Origin of the sequence: Actinoplanes sp. NBC_00393 (assembly GCF_036053395.1) — a bacterium.
GTDB lineage: Bacteria > Actinomycetota > Actinomycetes > Mycobacteriales > Micromonosporaceae > Actinoplanes.
The window spans coordinates 6909556-6930073 of sequence record NZ_CP107942.1 but is presented as its reverse complement, the minus strand read 5'-3'; the positions used below and the strand labels follow the sequence as shown (position 1 = coordinate 6930073).

The following is a 20518-nucleotide window of genomic DNA, read 5'->3' as shown; positions in this document are numbered from 1 at the left end:
ACTACGAGGGGGAGCACGTTCATATGGCCGGAGACGGCATCACTGCAGGTCGCCAGCGCAGCCGGACCAGCGGCGGCAACGGCGCGGCGGCCGGGGGGCTGCGTGTGGAGCGGGTGTGGACGACCGACGGCGTCCACCCGTACGACGAGGTGGAGTGGGAACGCCGCGACGTCGTCATGACCAACTGGCGTGACGGCTCGATCAACTTCGAGCAGCGGGGCGTCGAGTTCCCAGCGTTCTGGAGCGTCAACGCGGCGAACATCGTCACGACCAAGTATTTCCGCGGTGCGGTCGGCACCGAGGAGCGCGAGTGGTCGCTGAAGCAGCTCATCGACCGCGTCGTGAAGACGTACCGGAAGGCGGGCGAGGAGTACAGCTACTTCGCCTCCCCGGCGGACGCCGAGCTGTTCGAGCACGAGCTGACCTGGATGCTGCTGCACCAGGTGTTCAGCTTCAACTCGCCGGTCTGGTTCAACGTCGGCACGAAGTCGCCGCAGCAGGTCAGCGCCTGTTTCATCCTCTCCGTGGACGACTCGATGGACTCGATCCTCGAGTGGTACAAGGAGGAGGGCCTGATCTTCAAGGGCGGTTCCGGTTCGGGTGTCAACCTGTCCCGGATCCGTTCCTCCAAGGAGCTGCTGTCGTCCGGTGGCACCGCCAGCGGCCCGGTGAGCTTCATGCGCGGCGCGGACGCGAGCGCGGGCACCATCAAGTCCGGTGGCGCCACCCGGCGCGCCGCGAAGATGGTGATCCTCGACGTGGACCACCCGGACATCGAGGAGTTCGTCTCCACCAAGGCGCGCGAGGAGGACAAGATCCGCGCGCTGCGGGACGCCGGCTTCGACATGGACCTGGGCGGCGCCGACATCGTCTCGGTGCAGTACCAGAACGCCAACAACTCGGTGCGGGTCAGCGACGAGTTCATGCGGGCCTACGAAGAGGGCGGGCAGTTCGGCCTCCGCGGCCGGCTCAACGGCGAGGTCATCGAGACCATCGACGCCAAGAAGCTCTTCCGCGACATCGCCAAGGCCGCGTGGGAGTGCGCCGACCCAGGCCTGCAGTACGACGACACCATCAACGACTGGCACACCAACCCCGAGACCGGCCGGATCACCGCGTCCAACCCGTGCTCGGAGTACATGTCGCTGGACGACTCGTCCTGCAACCTGGCCTCGCTCAACCTGATGAAGTTCCTCAAGGCCGACGGCGGCTTCGAGGTGGAGAAGTTCGTCAAGAGCGTCGAGTTCATCATCACCGCGATGGACATCTCGATCTGCTTCGCCGACTTCCCGACCGAGAAGATCGGGATCACCACCCGGGCGTACCGCCAGCTCGGCATCGGGTACGCGAACATCGGCGCGCTGCTGATGGCCTCCGGCCTGCCGTACGACTCCGAGGGCGGCCGCAATGTCGCGGCGGCGATCACCTCGCTGATGACCGGTACGGCGTACCGGCGCTCGGCCGAGCTGGCCGGAGTCGTCGGTGCGTACGACGGATACGCCCGTAACGCCGAGGCGCACCAGCGTGTCATGCGCAAGCACGCCGCGGCGAACGACGAGATCCGTCCGCAGGGTGAGGTCGCGACCGAGATCGTCCGCGAGGCGACCCGGCAGTGGCAGTCCGGCAACAAGATCGGTGCGAAGAACGGCTGGCGCAACGCGCAGGCCTCGGTCCTCGCCCCGACCGGCACCATCGGCCTGATGATGGACTGCGACACCACCGGCATCGAGCCCGACCTGGCGCTGGTCAAGTTCAAGAAGCTGGTCGGCGGCGGCTCGATGCAGATCGTCAACCAGACTGTGCCGCGCGCCCTGCGCAGCCTCGGTTACCTCGAGGAGCAGGTCGAGGCGATCGTCGAGCACATCTCCGAGCACGGCAACGTGATCGACGCCCCCGGCCTCAAGCTGGAGCACTACGCGGTCTTCGACTGCGCCATGGGCGAGCGGGCCATCGCGCCGATCGGTCACGTCCGGATGATGGCCGCGGTGCAGCCGTTCATCTCGGGTGCCATCTCCAAGACGGTCAACATGCCGGAGACGGCGACCATCGAGGAGATCGAGGAGATCCACTACCAGGGCTGGAAGCTCGGCCTGAAGGCGCTCGCGATCTACCGCGACAACTGCAAGGTCGGGCAGCCGCTCTCCGCCGCCAAGAAGAACAAGGCGGAGGAGCCGGCCGAGGCCAAGGCTGAGGTCGAGAAGATCGTCGAGAAGGTCATCGAGTACCGGCCGATCCGCAAGCGCCTGCCGAAGAAGCGCCCGTCGGAGACGGTGTCCTTCTCGGTCGGCGGTGCCGAGGGCTACCTCACCGCGTCGTCCTACCCGGACGACGGCCTCGGCGAGGTCTTCCTCAAGATGTCGAAGCAGGGTTCCACCCTGGCCGGCGTCATGGACGCCTTCTCGGTGGCGATCTCCATAGGGCTGCAGTACGGCGTTCCGCTGGAGACGTTCGTCAGCAAGTTCACCAACATGCGCTTCGAGCCGGCCGGCATGACCGACGACCCGGACGTGCGCATGGCGTCGTCGGTGATGGACTACATCTTCCGTCGCCTCGCGCTGGACTTCCTGCCGTACGACACCCGGGCTGAGCTCGGCATCTTCACCGCGAAGGAGCGGACCGCCCAGGCGCAGGCCGAGGCGGCCGCCGAGGCCGCCGCGGTGGACCTGGCCGGCATGGCCGCGTCCGCGCCGGTGTCCGCCCCGGTGGGCGCGGCGACCGCGCCGGCCGAGGCGAAGGCGCCGGTCGCGCAGGAGAAGGAGGCGCCGGTCTCGGCCGGCTCGTCCACCGAGCTGCTGGAGATCGTCACCGGCCACGCCGCTGACGCGCCGCTCTGCTTCACCTGTGGCACCAAGATGCGCCGCGCGGGCAGCTGCTACGTCTGCGAGGGCTGCGGCTCCACCTCCGGCTGCAGCTGATCACTGCCGCTTGAACGACGACCGCCCGGTCCCTTCAGGGACCGGGCGGTCGCCCGTTTCACTCAAGGTTTCTTCTGCGCCTCACGCAGCCAGACCCCGAATTCCACCGCGGTACGCACACCGTGCTCCAAGACCGCCGTGTAAATCTCGAAACCGCTCACCTCGTCGGGATACTCCGGACGCTGGTGCCAGACGCTCTTGATGGCGAGGACCGCCTCGCGTTCCTCGTCGGTGATGCGCTCGGCCAGCGCCCGGTGCCACTCGGCGCCGTCGGCGTGGTCGTGGTTCAACCAGATCGACAGGTCGACCCGCCAATCGTCCAGTGTGAGCGTCACGTGGTAGCGCTCGTCGCGTTCCTCACCCGTCGGCGACCGGGAGCCGCGCTCGTCGGCGTACCCGAACCCGGTCACTCCGGGAATCCGGACCGCCCGCGCGAGCAGCGCCATGACGTCGTCCGGTGTGTACTCCGGCCCGCCGAGCAGCATGACGTCCAGGTCGCGCCAGACCATCAGCCCGGAGACGTAGCTGCCGGTGGGCATCAATGGCCCCAGGGGCTCCAGCTGCGCAAGAACCGAGCGTGCCTCCGCCTGCAGTTCCTCCGGCCGGCCCATCCAACTCTCCTTCCGTCACGTACCCGTGATGCCGCCGCCGCCCATTGTGGGATGTGCCCGTTCGACCCGCCGTGCCACCCCCACCGGCCAACGCCGTGGCTGCCCTCGCTTTAACGTGTAAGTTCGGGTAGTGGCTAATCTCGCCGTCGATCTCTCACGTGTGAATTCCGCGAAGACCGCCGTCGGCGTCGCTTTTGCCATGAACGGGTTCGCCTATGCGGGCTGGCTGTCCCGGGCACCCGCCGCCCGCGAGGCCCTGGACGTCTCCGCAGCCGGCTTCGGCCTGCTGCTGCTCTGCATGTCCGGTTCCGCAGTCGCCGCGATCCCGTTGGCCGGCCCGATCGTGCAGCGTTTCGGCCCCGCCCGGACCGTGCTGCTCAGCTGCCTGACACTGGTGTCCGGCCTGGCCGTGCTGGCCACCGGCGTCCTGCTCGGCGAACCGATCGTGGCCGGCGCCGGCCTGCTCCTCGCCGGGGTGGCCACCAGCACGTGGGACGTAGCCATGAACGTCGAAGGCGCCGACGTGGAGCGCCGCTTAGGCCGTACCCTGATGCCCCGCTTCCACGCCGGCTTCAGCCTGGGTACCGTGACCGGCGCAGCCACCGGCGCCGCCGCCGCGGCGACCGGCCTGCCACTCTCTGCCCAGCTCTACCTCTCCGCGACAGTCACCGCCGCCGTGATGGTCTTCATGGTGCGGCGTTTCCTGCCGCACGTGGCGCTGGAACCCGGCGAACGCCCCGCCATGACCATCGGCCAGGCCTGGCGCGAACCCCGAACCCTCCTCATCGGCCTGATCATGCTCGGTTTCGGCTTCACCGAGGGCACCGCCAACGACTGGCTGGCCATCAGCCTCGTAGACGGCTACGGAAGCAGCGAAACCATCGGCGCGATCGGCTTCGGCGTCTTCGTTACCGCAATGACCTTGGCCCGCCTCTTCGGCGGCCAGGCCATCGAACGCTGGGGCCGCGTACTCGTCCTCCGCCTGACCGCCCTGACCGCAGCCGCCGGCCTCCTGCTCGTGGTCTTCGGCAGCACCATCCCGGTAGCCCTGCTCGGCGCCCTCCTGTGGGGCGTAGGCGCTTCCCTCGGCTTCCCCATCGGCATGAGCGCAGCCGCCGACGACCCACTCCGCGCAGCCATCCGCGTTTCCGTGGCCGGCTCCATCGGCTACGGTGCCTTCCTGGCCGGCCCTCCCCTGATCGGCTTCGCCGCCGAGCACTACGGCATCCTGAACTCCACCCTCTGCGTACTCGGCGCCCTAACCATCGGCCTCGCCGCCTCCCACGCCGCCAGACCCACCACACCCCGCTGACCCGCCCCCGGGTACGGGCAATCGCTGCGCCCAACCCACCGCAGTCACCCGCAGCACCCGCAGCAGCCCGCGACTCTGCCGCGTCACACAGCCGCCACCCGGCCGCCGGGCGGGTTGCCGTCCTCCGCTTGAGTTGTTGGCCCTCGCGACTTGCCACATTGCAGGACGTGGCCTCTCCCGCCGGGACTGGGCAGCGGCCGACCGCGCCCCGAACCCGGGCGGGGTGCAAGCCCGGGCGTCGCGGCGGGAACCAGTTAGGCACCTGCTGCAAGCCGGCCGGCACCTTCCGCGAGCCAGGCACAGCCAGGGTCCAAATCCGCCGCCGGGTCGGCCCGAAGCCGGACCGGGCCAGGGCGGCCTCGCATGATCGGCTCAGTGGCGGTCGGTGTGCCCTTCCGAGCGGACAGCCGAGTCGGCCTCGTACCCGGACCGGCCGGGTCGGAGGACTCCACCAGCCGGGCGCCACTACCGGCCGCGGTGTTCGGCGAGGAAGTCGGTGATCACCGAGGCGATCAGCGCCGGCTGTTCGATCACCATGGCATGGGAGGCGTCGGCCAGGGACAGGTAGCGCAAGCGGGGGACCGCCTTGGCCTGCTGCAGCAGGTAGCGGCGGTGTGCCTCGTAGAGCTCGGCGAACGGCTCCTGCTCCGGCAGGTTGCGAGTTGGCAGGATCACCAGCTCCGGGCAGGTGGTTGCCGAGTACACCGGGGTCAGGTCGAGGCTGTTCATCAGCGCCCGGAGCTGCGACGTCGTTGCGGCGGACGGGCGGATCGAGGTCTCGCCGTTCTCGTGTTTCAGGTTGCGGCGGAAGCCTTCGATCCAGACCTTCTCGTTGGCGCCCATGTCCCGCGCCGCCATCTGCTGGCGTTCCACCAGGTCGGGCAGCTTGTCCGCCTCGATCACCTGGCCGGCCACTGCCTCCATGGCGTCGAAGATCGCGTGCAACCGGGCCAGTTCGGCTTCGGCCTTCTCCGGGTCCAGCCCGGGCAGGTGCTCGGCGCGGGTGGGCGGTGGGTTGCCGTCCAGACTGATGATCCCGGGCGACTCGGGGTGGCGCTGGCCCCAGAGAGCGGCCAGCATGCCGCCGAGGGAGTGCCCGACCACTGCTGGTCGCTCCAGCTCGAGCTGAACGCAGACCGCGGCCAGGTCACCGAGGGCGGCGTCCCACGTCCAGGTGCCGTCGCCCGAGCGGCCGTGCCCGCGCAGATCGACGGTGACGACCCGGTGGTGGGGGCGCAGCGCACGCGCCAGCGTGGTCATCTGCGCGAGGTTGCCGCCGGCGCCGTGCAGGAGCAGGAGCGGCGGCGCGGTGCCACCGAAATCGCGAACCGCGAGCGGCAAGTCCCCGGCGTCGATGAGGCGGTCGTTGATCATGTGGGCTCCTCAATCGGAGGCTTACGCAAAATCGGAGACGCATGCAGGTCCGGAGACGCATGTAAATCCGGAGAGGTATGCAGAAGGGGAGACGCATGCGAAATCGGAGACGTGTGCGAAGTGGGAGGCGTGTGCAGAAGTCGTTCCCGGATTGCCGCTACCGGCACCCCGCCATCCGCGTGGCGGGGCAGCCGGCCCCGGCGCACCAGGTCGTGCACGCCCTGCCGGCTGATGCCGAGCATCGCGCCGGCGGTGGCCAGCGACACGGACTCGGCGAACGGGTGGCCGACCCGGCGGACCACGGCCTGCCCGAACGGGGCCCGCCACCAGTCGGCCGGCGGGGCGAAGGCGTGATCGTCGGGATAGAGCGTGGCCATCAGCCGGGCGATCGTCCGGATAGCGGCGGCGTCGCTCCCGTTCTCGATCGCGTCGGCCCAGTCTGCGGTCAGCTCGCGAAGCCTGTCCCTCGCCCCGTCGATGGCGCGATCATCTTCGAGCAGGACCTCGAGCGGGTCGAGCAGGCGTATGTCGATCAGCCGAAGCAATTGCTCACTCAGCTCATCACTCCCACCCATGTCCCCATCCTTCCGTTACTTGACACCGCGCGTCAAGTGGCGAAGGAATGCGGCTGCCGCGGAGGTCGGCACGAATGCGGAGGGCTGCTTGAACGGAGCCTTGGAGCCCGCACAAAAGGTGAGGCGAGCCTTGCGGTCGCTTCGCCATCGCGCCGCAAGCTAAGGCAAGCCGAGGCAAGCACCGCACGGCGCGGCGCGCCGCCAAGCCACGCCGTGCCCCGCCGCGCCACAAAGCCACGCCGTGCCGCGCCCCGCCGCGCCATAAAGCCACGCCGTGCCACAAAGCCACGCCGTGCCCCGCCGCGCCACAAAGCCGACCAAGCCGCGCCACAAAGCCCAGCCACGCCGTAGGCCAAGCCGCGCCGTGCCGCGCCGTGCCGCAAGCCAAGCCAAGTCGCAAACCGCGGCCCTGCTCCGAACAGGTGATCACTCCCGCACGGAGCAGCCGTAGAAAGCAGCCACAGAGATCAACGACGCAAATCACCAGGAACAACCTGACCAGAAAGCGCACGCCACAACACAAAGAGTAACCACCAAGGCAGTCACTACCTGTACACCAATGTGGCGTGATCAACCCCTTCCCCTCAAGGCCCACGGCCAGTACGGTGTCCCCGGTACCGGGGAGGATCAAGAGTGCGTACGCGTTTCGCCATCTCGGCCGCCGCCGTCCTACTACTGGCCGCGCCCGGCTGCAGCAAGCCCGCCGAGTCCAGCCCGGCCGCGCCCCCGATCACCGTCGCCGAGGTCCCGGCCGCTTCAGCCGGCGGCGCCTGCATCCTCTGGGACTGGAATTTCATCGAGGAGAAGATCGGCGTCCGTTTCTCCGTCGCCGCCTCGGAGCAGATCGACGACACGTCGACCTGCGTGGTGCAGACCGTGAACACCGCCTGGCCCGACCTGTCGCTCTCCGTGGTCGAGACGACGAAGGCGACCCCTGCCCTTTTCCTGGCCGAGCGCATGCCGCCGAAGGCGACCAAGCTCAAGGGTCTGGGCAAGGCCGCCTATCTGCTGAACACCAAGGCCGCCGGCGGGCACGGCCCGACTGTCGAGATCGGCTGGCTGAGCAGCGCCAAGCAGTTGCAGACGCTGCGTTTCACCTTCGCCAAGGGGCCGAAGGCCAGCACCGTCAAGAAGATGAACGCGAAGCTGCTGGAGCTGGCCAAGGCGATGGACACCGACAGCTAGCGAGCCGCCACGAACACCCGGGACGCCACCTCACGCGGCAGACGGATCTTGTCGCCGGAGCGGTCGATGGTGACACCGTCCCGTTCCTGGGCGACGGTCACCGTGGTGCCGGGGTCGATGCCGGCGGCGTGCAGTTGGCGCAGCACGTCCGCGTTGGTCTGCACGCTCTCGCAGATCCGCCGGACCACGACGTCACCGGACAGGCCGGGGAACGCGAGGTTGCGTTCGGCCTGGTCGGCGGGCTGGGCGCTCTCGTCCGGCGCGCCGAGCTGTTCGAGGCCGGGGATCGGGTTCCCGTACGGCGAGCGGGTCGGCTTGTTGAGCAGCTCGTAGACCCGCTTCTCGACTGAGTCGCTCATCACGTGCTCCCAGCGGCAGGCCTCTTCGTGGGCCTCCTCGTAGGGCATGCCGATGACGTTGACGAGCAGCAGCTCGGCGAGACGGTGCTTGCGCATGACGGCGATGGCGTGCGTGCGGCCGGCTTCGGTCAGGACCAGGTGGCGGTCGCCCTCGACGGTGAGGAGCCCGTCCCGTTCCATCCGGGCGACGGTCTGGCTGACCGTGGGACCGCTCTGGTGCAGGCGCTCGGCGATCCGGGCGCGGAGGGCCGGAACACCCTCTTCCTCGAGCTCGAGGATGGTCTTCAGATACATCTCGGTGGTATCGACCAAGTCGTTCAACGTGTACCTCCGAGGTCGCAGGTACACCCGCGCGAAGTGGTATCGACGAGATCATTCACGATGCGGTCCTCCCAGCAGCGATAATACCGCGCGGCGGGGGGTTGACATCCGCCCCGAGCAAGTGCCAAGAGACCCTACCCGACCGCGAAACAGGTGTGCTAACGACACGTCGCCCGGCGCGGCGAAAGAGGCGTCGGCAAACCGTCGGAGGACCGCGGCGCATGGCAGCATGTCGAGCATGGCCGATGAGACGACGGCAGTGGTGTGGGACAGCGCTCTGCTCGACTATGACATGGGTGATCATCCGCTCAATCCGGTGCGGGTGGAGCTGACCATGGCGCTCGCCCGCGAGCTGGGCGTCCTTGATCGGCCGCACGTCCAGATGATCACGCCGCGGCCGGCGAGTGATTCTGATCTCACCCGGGTGCATCGTCCCGACTACTTGGACGCCGTCCGGTTGGCGCCGATCGATCCGTTCTTCACCGGCTGGGGTCTGAACACTCCGGACAACCCCGTCTTCGACGACATGCACGACTCGGCGGCGCGCATCTGCGGGGCGACTCTCGCCGCGGCTCAGGCGGTCTGGCACGGCTCGGCCCGCCGGGCGGTGAACGTGGCCGGCGGGCTGCATCACGCCATGCCGGCCCGGGCCGCCGGGTTCTGCGTCTACAACGATCCTGCGGTGGCGATCGCCTGGCTGCTGGAGCAGGGCGCGCAGCGGGTGGCCTACATCGACGTCGACGTGCACCACGGCGACGGCGTGCAGTACGCCTTCTACGACGACCCACGGGTGCTCACGGTGAGCCTGCACGAGACGCCGCTGGCGCTCTTCCCGGGCACCGGGTTCGCCGACGAGGTGGGCGGTCCGAACGCGGAGGGCACCGCGGTGAACGTGCCGCTGCCGCCGAACACCGATGACGCAGGCTGGCTGCGGGCCTTCCACGCGGTCGTGCCTTCGGTGGTCCGGGCTTTCGCTCCGGAGATCATCATCAGTCAGTGCGGCGCCGACGCGCACCGGCTCGACCCGCTCGCCGACCTGCGGTTGTCGGTGGACGGGCAGCGGGCGGCGTACATCGCGATCCGGAAGTTGGCCGACGAGGTGTGCGAGGGGCGGTGGGTGGCCACCGGCGGCGGCGGGTACGCGCTGGTCGAGGTGGTGCCCCGGGCCTGGACGCACCTGCTCGCGGTGGCCACCGGGGAGCCGCTGGCACCGGAGACGCCCACACCACCGGAGTGGCGCCGGCTGGCCTCCCAGAAACGGCCTGACGCCCGGGTTCCGGAGACGATGACCGACGGGACCACCCCGCCGGTGCAGAGCTGGGCACCGGGTACGACCGATCCGGTCGACCGCGCCATCCTGGCCACCCGGTCCGCGGTGTTCCCGCTGCATGGCCTCGACCCGCACGACCCCCGGGACTGACCGGTGGAGAGGAGCGCAGACGTTCTGCTGGCCGACGGCTCTGCCGCGCATCTGCGGCAGATCCGGCCCGAGGACGCACCGGCCATCGTGGACTTCCACTCCCGGATGAGCGACCGCACCCGTTACCTGCGCTATTTCTCGCCGTACCCGCGCATCCCGGAGCGCGATCTGCAGCGGTTCGTCAACGTCGACCATCGGGACCGGGAGGCCTTCGTCACGGTCGCGGACGGCAAGATCACTTCAGTGGGACGGTACGAGCGACTCGGCCCCGACTCACCCGAGGCCGAGGTCGCCTTCGTGGTCGAGGACGCGCTGCAGGGCCGCGGCATCGGCTCGGTGCTGCTGGAACATCTCGCCGACGCCGCTCGCGACCACGGCATCACCCGCTTCGTCGCCGAGGTGCTGCCGGAGAACGGCGGCATGCTGCGGGTCTTCGGCGACTCGGGCTACCAGGTGCAGCGCCGGTACGCGGACGGCGTCGTGCACCTGAGCTTCCCGATCGCGCCGACCGAGAAGTCCCGCGAGGTGCAGGAGTCCCGCGAGCACCTCACCGAGGCCCGGTCGATCGCCCGGCTGCTCGCCCCGAGGGGCATCGCCATCTACGGTGCCAGCGCGACCGGTCACGGGATCGGCGCCGCGATGCTGGGCAACCTGCGGGACGGCGGGTACTCCGGAGCGATCGTGCCGGTCCATCCCACCGCGGAGCGGATCGCCGGGCTGGCGGCGTACCGGACAGCTGCGGAAGCCGGAGCCCCCATCGACCTGGCCCTGATCGCCGTGCCCGCGGAGGCGGTGCCGGAGGCCGGTGCGGACGCCGCCCGCGCCGGAGCCGGTGGCGTGGTCGTGGTCTCCACGGGCTTCGCCGAGGCCGGCCCGGAGGGCGCCGCGCAGCAGCGTGCCCTGATCGAGCGGGCCCGCGCCGTCGGCCTCCGGGTGGTCGGCCCCAACAGCTTCGGGATCGCCAACGCCGACCCCGAGGTGCGCCTGAACGCCACCATGTCCCCGCGCCTGCCGACCGCCGGCCGGGTGGGCTTCTTCAGCCAGAGCGGCGCGCTGGGTGTGGCGCTGCTGGCCGAGGCCGATCGACGCGGGCTGGGCCTGTCCAGCTTCGTCTCCGCCGGCAACCGGGCCGACGTGTCCGGAAACGACCTGTTGCAGTACTGGCAGGACGACCCCGGCACCGACGTCGTCCTGCTCTACCTGGAGACGTTCGGCAACCCGCGCAAGTTCGCCCGGCTGGCCCGCCGGATGAGCCGGATCAAGCCGGTGGTGGCGGTCGCCTCGGCGACCCGGCCGCCGGGTCTGGCCGGCGACACCCCGGGCCCCGATGTGAACGCGGTGACCGCCCTGTTCGCCCGCTCCGGCGTGATCCGGGTGGACACCGTCCAGGAGCTCTTCGACGTCGGCATGCTGCTGGCGCATCAGCCGTTGCCGGCCGGGCGCCGGGTGGCCGTCGTCGGCAATTCGTCCGCGCTGGCCGAGCTGGCCGTCGTCGCCTGTCGCGCCGCCGGCCTGGTGGTGGCCGAGGGCTATCCCTTCGACGCGGGGCCGTCCGCGACCGCGCACGATCTGGCCGACGCGCTCGCTGACGCCGCGGTCGACGAACGGGTGGACGCGCTGGTCGCGGTCTGTGCGCCGCCGGTGCCCGGGCAGCTCTCCGACGAGGACGCCGACTTCTCCGCGGCGCTGGCCAGCGTTGCTCTGGCGGGGGAGAAGCCGACCGTCGCGATGCTGGTCTTCGGGAAGGCGCCGCCGCGCGTACCGGTCTATCCCTCGGTCGAGGAAGCGGTGCGGGCCCTGGCCCGGGTGGTCAACTACGCCGACTGGTTGCGGCGCCCGCCGGGCGTGATGCCGGAGCTGTCCGGTGTGGATCCGGTCGCTGCCGAGGCTGCCGAGACCCCCGAGGAACTGCTGGCCGCCTACGGCATCCCGGTCGTGCCGTCGACCCTCGCCGGCACCGAGGATGCCGCGGTCGCAGCCGCGGTAGAGCTGGGCTTTCCGGTCGCGCTCAAGGCGGCAGGCGGTGGGTTGCGCCACCGGATAGACCTCGGCGCCGTGCGCCTCGCCCTTTCCGACCCCGATGGCGTACGCGCTGCGTACCGCGAACTTTCCACCGAGTTCGGTACGGACGTCCTAGTCCAGACCATGGTGCCGGCCGGCGTCGCCTGCGTGGTGGAGGTGCTGGAGGATCCGGCGTTCGGCCCGGTCGTCGGGTTCGGCCTGGGCGGCGTCGCCAGCGAACTGCTCGGTGACCTGGCCTGGCGGGCCGCACCGCTGACCGACCGGGCGGCCGAGGCGCTGGTCGACGAGCCACGGGCGGCGCCGCTGCTGCACGGGTACCGCGGCTCCACGCCGGTGGACCGCGCCGCGCTGATCGATCTGCTGCTGCGGGTGGGCCGCCTGGCCGACGAGCACCCGAAGGTCCGCTCGCTCACCCTGAACCCGGTGCTGGCCCGCCCGGACGGTTTCTCGGTGCTGCACGCCGTCGTCGAATACGGCGATGCCGGTGTCCGTCCGGACACCGGCCCGCGTAGGTTGCGCAGTGTGTGAGGGTCAGACCGCGTAGGCCTCGAGGCGGGAGGCCCGCTCCGGGTCGCGAAGCTTGAGCATCGTGACCTTCTCGATCTGGCGGATCCGCTCGCGGCTGAGGCCGAACTCGCGGCCCACCTCGTCCAGCGTGCGCTGCCGGCCGTCGTCGAGGCCGAAGCGGAGGCGGATCACCGCCGACTCCCGCTCGGAAAGCGTGGCCAGGACGATCTCGACCTCGCTGCGCAGCTCGCCCTGCCCGACGCCCTCACCAGGCTGGTTCGGGTCGACCGCGGCGACGAAGTCACCGAGGGCGCTCTCGCCGTCCTCGCCGACCGCCTGGTCCAGGCTGACCGGCTCCCGGTCGTACGAGATCAGCTCGATGACCTGGAACTCCGGCACGTCCATCGCCTTGGCGATCTCACCGATGCTGGGCTCACGGCCGAGCGTGGCGGCCAGGTCGCGACGGCAGCGGACCATGCGGTTGACCTGCTCGACCATGTGCACCGGGATGCGGATGGTGCGGGCCTGGTCGGCCATGGCGCGGGTGATGGCCTGCCGGATCCACCAGGTGGCGTACGTGGAGAACTTGTAGCCCTTGGTGTAGTCGAACTTCTCGACCGCGCGGATCAGGCCGAGGTTGCCCTCCTGGATCAGGTCGAGGAACGCCATGCCCCGGCCGGTGTAGCGCTTCGCGATGCTCACTACGAGCCGGAGGTTCGCCTCGAGCAGGTGGTTCTTCGCGGCCTTGCCTTCGGCGACGATGATGTGCAGCAGGGGTGCGAGCTCGGCGCCGGCGGTGGGGAGCTTCTCCTCCGCGTACAACCCGGCCTCGATGCGCTTCGAGAGCGTCACCTCCTCGACGGCGGTGAGCAGGCGGGTCCGGCCGATGCCGTTGAGGTAGGCGCGAACCAGGTCGGCTGAGACACCACGCTCGTCGGTGGCGTCCAGGTCGGCGAGCGCCTCGACCTCGTCGGGCATGCTGTCCTCGACGACGACCTTGGACTCCGACGCCTTCATGTTCAGGACCACTTTGAGTCCCCTCCCCGCGATAACGTCTCGTGCGTACCAGCCGCATCCGTGCCGGTGATGGCTAGCTTGGTCTGCGGCGCGTTAAGCGGAGGTGAGGCCAGCGTCCAGGTGGCATGAATCGGGGAGAACCCTGACGTCGTCAAGTCGACAACCGGGCGCTTGATCACTCTCCGCGGTTGTCTCATCTCGATAATGTGCTTCCCGAGGAAGGGAATGGTGTCGTGGTCTTCAAACGCATGATGCAGGCACTCGGAGTCGGCGGTCCGTCCGTCGACACGGTGCTGGCGAACCCGAACACGTACCCGGGCGGGTTTCTGGAGGGCCAGGTGCACATCGTCGGCGGCGATCACGCTGTCGACGTGGAATATCTGGCGATCGGCCTGACCACCCGGGTCGAGGTCGAGAGCGGCGACAGTGAGTACCAGAGCAATCAGGAGTTCCACCGGCAGCGCCTGACCGGTTCGTTCCGGTTGGAGCCGGGGGTCCGGCACGACGTCCCGTTCAAGTTCGACGTGCCGTGGCAGACCCCGATCACGGTGGTGAACGGTCAGCATCTGCACGGCATGACGATGGGCCTGTCGACCGAGCTCGAGGTGGCCCGCGCTGTCGACAAGACCGACCTCGACGCGGTGGCGGTGCACCCGCTGCCGGCTCAGGACCGGATCCTGGCGGCCCTGCTGCGGCTCGGCTTCCGGTTCAGCAAGGCCGACGTGGAGAAGGGCCGGGTCTACGGCGTCGAGCAGCAGCTTCCGTTCTATCAGGAGATCGAGTTCTACCCGCCCTCGCAGTACGCGCGGGGCATCAACCAGCTCGAGCTGACCTTCCTGCCCACGCCGCACAAGCTCCAGGTGGTGCTGGAGCTGGACAAGCGGGGTGGCATGTTCACCGAGGGCCACGACGCGTTCGGCAGCTTCGACGTGGACTACGCCACGGTGGACCAGGTCGACTGGACCGCCCGGCTGGACCAGTGGCTGCGGCAGTCGGCCCAGCGGCGCGGCCTCTTCTAGAGTTCCAACAGGACCGTCCGCGGTCCGACATTCACGCTTTCGACCAGCATGTGGGCCCGGAAGCGACCGGTTGCGACGGTCGCTCCCCGGGCCCGCAGTGCTTCCACGAAGCTGGTGATCAGCGGTTCGGCGACCTCGGCGGGCGCGGCGGCGTTCCAGGTCGGACGGCGGCCCTTGCGCGCGTCGCCGTACAGGGTGAATTGACTGACCACCAGCACCGGCGCGTTCTCGTCCGAGGCCGACCGGTCCCCGTCCAGGATGCGCAGCTCCCACGTCTTGCGGGCCAGCTCGGCGGCCTTCGCCGTGGTGTCGTCGTGCGTCACCCCGACCAGGACGAGCAGGCCGTCCTTGATCTCTCCGACGATCTCGTCCTCGACCTGGACGCTCGCTCGGCTGACGGTCTGTACCAGTGCGCGCATCAGGCGAAACTAGCCGAGGTCGGTCAGACACTTCCGGGCAGGTGGCACCTCGTTTCCAGGCCGGATCGGAATGGCTGAATACCGCCTCGCCAGCAGTCGCGCCGGTGCCAGGATTTTGCTGGTCGAAGGGGCCGCCGACGGCGTGGTCCCGACTCACGGTTACCTGACGCGCACCCCGTGTGCGCGGGATCGACCGGACTCAGATTGGGAGACCACCCATGCCGCTCACCAGCACTACCAACGGGCGTGCCACCGACAGCTCCCGGACGGCTCGCCCGACCGCTGCGCCCGCCCGTCCAGCCGCCCGGGGTGCGGACTCCGACGCGACCCGGCGCCAGGCCCGCTCGGTGGCGAAGCAACAGCAGGCCGCCGAGCGGATCGCCACCGCCACCGCCGAGATCTCCGCCCAGAACGCCCAGGCGGCTGAGGCGTCCCGGCAGCTCACCGAGTCGATGCAGCAGATCGCCGCGGGCGCCGAGGAAGCCTCGGGCGCGACGCAGCAGAGCCTCGCCGCGATGAACCAGGTCGAGGAGCGGGTCAGCCGCCAGGAGTCGACCACCCGCCAGGTCGCCGACCTGAGCCAGGCCCTGCAGGGCTTGCTGAACGAGACCCGCAACGGGATCAGCAACCTGCTCGCCAACGTCGACAGCGCCTCCACCCGGCAGACCGGGTCGGTCGTGACGATCACCGAGCTGGAGAAGCAGGCCGACGAGATCGGCGAGATCGTCAAGACGGTCGCGCATATCGCGGACCAGACCAACCTGCTGGCGCTGAACGCCGCCATCGAGGCGGCCCGGGCCCGGCAACACGGCAAGGGTTTCGCGGTCGTCGCCGACGAGGTGCGCACCCTGGCCGAGACCAGCGAGCGCAGCGCCCGGCAGATCCGCGACCTGATTGACGAGGTCCGCAACAGCGTCACCGAGATCGCCGCGGCGGTGCAGGGTTCGGCGGAGACGGCCCGGGGCGAGGTGGAGAAGGGCAAGACGATCACCTCGCAGCTGGAGACCATCCGTGCCGACATGGGCACGATCATGGTCGGCGCCACCGAGATGGCGGCCGCGGCGGAGCAGGCGAAACGGTCCGCCGCGAGCGCCAAGCAGCGGTCCGAGGAGATCGCTGCGGCGGCCGAGCAGCAGTCCGCGGCGTGTGAGGAGTCGCTGCAGACGGTCGGCCAGCAGACCCAGGCACTGCGGCAGAGCGAGCAGGCCGCCGAGTCACTGGCCGAGGTCTCGGAGACCTTGCGGAGCAGCACGGACATCGCCAAGAGCGCCGAGGAGGTGGCCTCCGCGGCCGAGGAGCTCTCCGCCGCGGTGGAGGAGATCAACCGGGCGGCGAGCCAGATCAACGTGGCGATCAACGAGATCAACACAGGGGCTCGTACCGCGGCCGAGAAGGGTCAGCAGACGGCCGAGGCGGTCAACCAGATCGAGCAGGGCGCCCAGCTCTCCGCGACTCGCGGCGGAGCAGCGGTGGAACGAGCCGATGTGATCCTGGAGCTGCTCGCCACCAACAAGGAGGCGGTCGACTCGATGATCGAGGCGATCGGTACGGCCGCACGGGAGGGCATCGAGAACGTCCGGAAGGTCTCCGAGCTGGAGCAGATCTCCCGGCGCATCGACAAGATCGTCGACGCGATCGCCAACGTCTCGATCCAGACCAACATGCTCGCGGTCAACGGCTCGGTCGAGTCCGCCCGGGCCGGCGAGTTCGGCAAGGGTTTCGCGGTGGTGTCCACCGACATCCGGAATCTGGCCCGCGACTCCGCCGACAACGCCGACCGGATCAAGGACCTCGTCAAGTCGGTGCAGGACCGGATCGTCGAGGTTCGTGCCGACCTCGAGGAGACCAGCCGGCTCTCGCTCGCCGAGGTCGAGTCGGCCAAGGCCACCACGGCCCGGCTCGAGGAGATCGAGCGGGACATGCAGCAGGTGCGCGGCGGCAACGAGGAGGTCCGCGAGTCGGCGCAGCAGATCGCCAGCGTCCTCGGTGAGGTCAAGGTGGGACTGGAGCAGATCTCCTCGTCCGCCAACGAGGCCGAGCAACTGGCCGGCCAGTGCTCTACCGCGGCCCGGGAACAGTCCCAGGGCGCGGAGGAGCTCGCTGCCGCGGTCGAGGAGATCGCCGCGCTCGCCGACGAGCTGCAGAACGCCGCTTGAGACCGGCGAGAGGGGAGAGACCCATGGACTCCGACGAGGATCTCGCCGCGGACGAGCTGGACGAGGACGGTGCGGACTACGTCACTTTCGACATGGCGGGGGAGCGGTACGCCTTCCCGATGCGCCGGGTGCAGGAGATCATCCGGATGCCCGCCGTGGTGAAGGTGCCGCTCGGTCCGCCGTCGCTGGAGGGACTGGCGAACCTGCGTGGCCGGGTGCTGCCGGTGGTGAGTCTGCGGCGCTGCTGCGCCATGGACCAGACCGGCCACGACGAGACCACCCGCGTGATCGTGGTGGACGGCGGGGTGCCGCTCGGGTTCGTGGTGGACCGGGTGGCGAGCGTGATCAGCATCGACCCGCAGCAGATGGAGGCGGCGGAGTCGGTGCAGTCGACGGTCCGCTCGGACGTCCTGGTCGGCGTGATCAAGTCCGGTGACGGCGACATGACGACGGTGCTCGACGTGGACCGGCTGATCGGCAGCCAGTTCTCCCGGCTCGCCGAGCGGCGCGGCGGCCGCGACACCACGGCCGCCACCCGGATGACGGCCGAGAACGACATCGACGGCGACCTGGATGACACGCTCGAGCTGGTCAGCTTCGCGGTGGAGGGGCAGGAGTACGCGCTGCCGATCGACCAGGTGCAGGAGATCGTGCAGGCGCCGGAGTCGGTCAGTCACGTGCCTAACGCCGGCAGCCGGGTGCTCGGCGTGATCGATCTGCGCGGCCGGCTGCTGCCGGTGGTGAGCATGCGCCGGGTCTTCGGACTGCCGGTGACACCGCTCGAACCGCAGAACCGGATCGTCGTCGTCTCGATCGACGGCGGTGTGGTGGGCGTCGTGATGGACACCGTTCGCGAGGTCCTCCGGGTGCCGCACCAGCTGGTCGCCCCGCTGCCCAGCGTGGTGGCCGGCGACAGTCGCAAGACCGAGGTGGAGTCGGTGTGCCGGCTCGAGGACGGCAAGCGGCTGGTCTCGGTGCTGAGTGTGAACCGGATGTTCGACTCGCCGGAAGTACGCAACGAGATCGCCGAATACCGGGAGGACGAGCCGGACATGGTCGAGGAACGGGCCGGGTCGGTCGACGACGGGCGTGGCGACGAGGAGCTGTTCGTCGTGTTCCGCCTCGACGACGAGGAGTACGCCGTCGACGTCGACGCGGTGCAGGAGATCATCCGGGTGCCCCAGGCGCTGATCCGGGTCCCCAAGTCGTTCGATTTCGTGGAGGGCCTGGTCAACCTGCGCGGCACGGTGCTGCCCGTGGTGGACCTGCGGACCCGGCTGGGTCTCGGGCGCACCGAGCGGGACGAACGGCAGCGCATCGTCGTACTGATCATCGGTGGGGTGCGTACCGGCTTCATCGTGGATTCGGTGGCCGAGGTGGCCCGGGTGGGCCGCAACGTGCTGGAGCCGGCGCCGGAGCTCTCGGCCGAGCAGGCCCGGGTGGTGTCGCGGGTGGCGAACCTGCCCGAGCAGCAACGGATGCTCCTGCTCGTGCAGGTGGACCAGTTGCTCGCCGCCGACCAGGCCGACCAGGCCGCGGAGCTCTGCGAGAGCCTCGTCGACGAGGCTCTCGCCGCCGTCTGATCGGAGCTGCCGATGCCCCCCACATCAGTGCTCGTAGTCGACGACTCGGCGTTGATGCGCCGTGCGCTCAAGGGGATCCTCGCCGACGCGGGTGAGTTCGAGGTGCACACCGCCCGCAACGGGGTCGACGCTCTGGAGCAACTCGGGCGGATACAGCCGGACGTGGTCACCCTCGACATCAACATGCCGGAGATGGACGGGCTCACCTGCCTGGCCAAGATCATGGAGGAGCGGCCCACACCGGTGGTCATGGTCTCCTCCCTGACCGAGCACAACGCGCTCGTCACGCTGGAGGCCCTGGAACTGGGCGCGGTGGACTACGTGCCCAAGCCCGGCGGCACGGTCTCGCTCAACATCGACGAGGTCTCCGGCGATCTAGTGCGCAAGGTACGCAGCGCGGCGGCGGTGAGACTGAAACGGGCCGGTGGCCTGCGCGACCGGATGCGCGCGCAGAACGCCCGGACCGCGGCGGCCCCGCCCCGCCGGCAGCTCGGCGCGGTCGGCTCGGTTGACCTGGTGCTGATCGGGTCCTCCACCGGCGGGCCGGCACTGTTGTCCGAGCTGTTGCCGCAGCTGCCGAGCACGCTGGGCGCGCCGGTGGTGCTGGCCCAGCACATCCCGGCCTCGTTCACCGCGGCACTCGCGCGCCGGCTCGACGAGATCTGCGCCCTGCGGGTGCACGAGGTCGACCGGATCATGAACATCCAGCGCGGAAACATCTACATCGGGCGGGGCAACGCCGACGTCGTGGTGGCCCGGCGCAGTGACGGGCTGATCGTCAAGAGCGTCCCCGCCGCGTCCGAGTACCGGTGGCACCCGAGCGTGGACCGGATGGTCGCCTCGGCCCGCAGGTACATCGATCCCAGCCGCCTGGTCTGTGTGCTGCTCACCGGGATGGGCGACGACGGGGCCGCCGAGATGGGGGCCGTCAAGGAGGGTGGCGGCCGCACGATCGCCGAGGCCGAGGAGACCGCGGTGGTCTGGGGCATGCCTGGCGAACTGTCACGGCGCGGAGGGGCCACGGTTGTGCTTCCGGCGTACGAGATCGCCGACCGTCTGGCTGACTGGGTTCGCTGACTCGTAGGAAATGGGGGTCACGATGGGACTGGTACGAAAGCAGGCTCCGCAGCAGCCCGAAGAGCTGACGGCGGAGAAACCCTCGGTGGACACGCTGCTGCAGCAGCTGGACGACCCCGATCCGGAATGCCGCCGGGAGGCCGCGCTCGGACTCGAAGGTGTCGCCGACGCGGTTCCGGCGCTGTTGACCCGGGTCACCGTGGAGACCGAGACGCGGGTCCGGGACGCGGTGCTCACCACGCTGTCCGCGCACGACACCGAGACGGTGGCGGGCGGGCTCGCGGTCCATCTGGCCAGCGACGACGCCGCCTTGCGTACGGCCGTGGCCGAGGCCCTGGCCACGATGCCCCGCTCGGTCCCGGCCCTGATGCCGAACCTGCTCGCGGCACCCGACCACGACGTACGCGTGATGACCGCGATGGTCCTCGCCGACCTCGCCCATCCCGACGCGCAGGTCTGGCTGACCCGGATGATCGCCGAGGACCCACACCCGAACGTGGTGACCGCGGCGATCGACGCGTTGCTGCCGGGCGCCACCGCGGAGCACGCACCGGTGCTGGAGGCCGCCGTGCTGCGGTTCCCGGACGACCCGTTCCTCCGCTTCACCGTCCAGGCAGCGCTGCCCCGGCTCACCGGGACGGCGTGA

General features: G+C 69.8%; 16 protein-coding genes. 10 read left to right on the top strand and 6 right to left on the bottom strand.

Annotation, left to right across the window (positions count from 1 at the left end):
• The first annotated feature begins 23 nt into the window (after positions 1-23).
• Complete coding sequence (locus tag OHA21_RS32065) at positions 24-2915, top strand: vitamin B12-dependent ribonucleotide reductase (protein ID WP_328461275.1); 2892 nt, start codon at positions 24-26, stop codon at positions 2913-2915.
• 62 nt (positions 2916-2977) lie between these two features.
• Here OHA21_RS32065 and OHA21_RS32060 read toward each other — a convergent pair whose 3' ends face one another.
• A complete protein-coding gene (locus tag OHA21_RS32060) occupies positions 2978-3526 on the bottom strand; it encodes a hypothetical protein (RefSeq protein ID WP_328461273.1) in 549 nt (182 codons plus the stop codon).
• A 130-nt stretch (positions 3527-3656) separates the two neighbouring features.
• Here OHA21_RS32060 and OHA21_RS32055 point away from each other — a divergent pair, with 130 nt between their 5' ends.
• Entirely contained in the window at positions 3657-4838 is a 1182-nt protein-coding gene (locus tag OHA21_RS32055; RefSeq protein WP_328461271.1) for an MFS transporter, read from the top strand.
• A gap of 465 nt (positions 4839-5303) precedes the next feature.
• Here OHA21_RS32055 and OHA21_RS32050 read toward each other — a convergent pair whose 3' ends face one another.
• Both OHA21_RS32050 and OHA21_RS32045 read right to left on the bottom strand, forming a co-directional pair.
• Positions 5304-6212, bottom strand: coding sequence for an alpha/beta fold hydrolase (locus OHA21_RS32050; protein ID WP_328461269.1), 909 nt, complete (start codon positions 6210-6212; stop codon positions 5304-5306).
• Entirely contained in the window at positions 6209-6787 is a 579-nt protein-coding gene (locus OHA21_RS32045; RefSeq protein ID WP_328461267.1) for a hypothetical protein, read from the bottom strand. Before OHA21_RS32045 ends, OHA21_RS32050 begins: the two co-directional genes overlap by 4 nt.
• A 633-nt stretch (positions 6788-7420) precedes the next feature.
• On the opposite strand from OHA21_RS32045, the gene OHA21_RS32040 reads away from it, so the two are divergent.
• Positions 7421-7972: a hypothetical protein gene (locus OHA21_RS32040; protein WP_328461265.1), complete on the top strand. Its 552-nt coding sequence runs from the start codon at positions 7421-7423 to the stop codon at positions 7970-7972.
• Here the strand turns inward: OHA21_RS32040 and OHA21_RS32035 are convergent.
• The gene (locus OHA21_RS32035; RefSeq protein ID WP_328461263.1) at positions 7969-8652 is read right to left on the bottom strand and encodes a metal-dependent transcriptional regulator; all 684 of its coding nucleotides are present in this window, start codon (positions 8650-8652) and stop codon (positions 7969-7971) included. The genes OHA21_RS32040 and OHA21_RS32035 overlap by 4 nt on opposite strands.
• A gap of 238 nt (positions 8653-8890) precedes the next feature.
• On the opposite strand from OHA21_RS32035, the gene OHA21_RS32030 reads away from it, so the two are divergent.
• Entirely contained in the window at positions 8891-10072 is a 1182-nt protein-coding gene (locus OHA21_RS32030) for an acetoin utilization protein AcuC (protein WP_328461261.1), read from the top strand.
• A gap of 3 nt (positions 10073-10075) precedes the next feature.
• Positions 10076-12622, top strand: a complete 2547-nt coding sequence (locus tag OHA21_RS32025; protein WP_328461259.1) for a bifunctional acetate--CoA ligase family protein/GNAT family N-acetyltransferase — start codon at positions 10076-10078, stop codon at positions 12620-12622.
• Positions 12623-12625: 3 nt separating this feature from the next.
• On the opposite strand, the gene sigB is transcribed toward OHA21_RS32025, so the two are convergent.
• Positions 12626-13618 (bottom strand): RNA polymerase sigma factor SigB, encoded by a 993-nt coding sequence (gene sigB, locus OHA21_RS32020; RefSeq protein WP_442874923.1) that lies wholly within the window; start codon positions 13616-13618, stop codon positions 12626-12628.
• Between the two features lie 233 nt (positions 13619-13851).
• On the opposite strand from sigB, the gene OHA21_RS32015 reads away from it, so the two are divergent.
• Positions 13852-14637 (top strand): sporulation protein, encoded by a 786-nt coding sequence (locus tag OHA21_RS32015; RefSeq protein WP_328461257.1) that lies wholly within the window; start codon positions 13852-13854, stop codon positions 14635-14637.
• On the opposite strand, the gene dtd is transcribed toward OHA21_RS32015, so the two are convergent.
• Positions 14634-15056, bottom strand: a complete 423-nt coding sequence (gene dtd, locus OHA21_RS32010) for a D-aminoacyl-tRNA deacylase (RefSeq protein ID WP_328461255.1) — start codon at positions 15054-15056, stop codon at positions 14634-14636. The genes OHA21_RS32015 and dtd overlap by 4 nt on opposite strands.
• Positions 15057-15274: 218 nt before the next feature.
• On the opposite strand from dtd, the gene OHA21_RS32005 reads away from it, so the two are divergent.
• The 4 genes from OHA21_RS32005 to OHA21_RS31990 are packed head-to-tail and all read left to right on the top strand — an operon-like array spanning position 15275 to position 20518.
• Positions 15275-17212 carry a methyl-accepting chemotaxis protein gene (locus tag OHA21_RS32005; protein WP_328461253.1) on the top strand — a complete coding sequence of 646 codons (1938 nt, stop codon included), beginning with the start codon at positions 15275-15277 and terminating at the stop codon, positions 17210-17212.
• Between the two features lie 23 nt (positions 17213-17235).
• Positions 17236-18795, top strand: a complete 1560-nt coding sequence (locus OHA21_RS32000; protein WP_328461251.1) for a chemotaxis protein CheW — start codon at positions 17236-17238, stop codon at positions 18793-18795.
• 12 nt (positions 18796-18807) lie between these two features.
• On the top strand, positions 18808-19872 hold the full coding sequence (cheB, locus tag OHA21_RS31995; RefSeq protein WP_328461249.1) for a chemotaxis-specific protein-glutamate methyltransferase CheB: 1065 nt from the start codon (positions 18808-18810) through the stop codon (positions 19870-19872).
• A 22-nt stretch (positions 19873-19894) separates the two neighbouring features.
• Entirely contained in the window at positions 19895-20518 is a 624-nt protein-coding gene (locus tag OHA21_RS31990; RefSeq protein WP_328461247.1) for a HEAT repeat domain-containing protein, read from the top strand.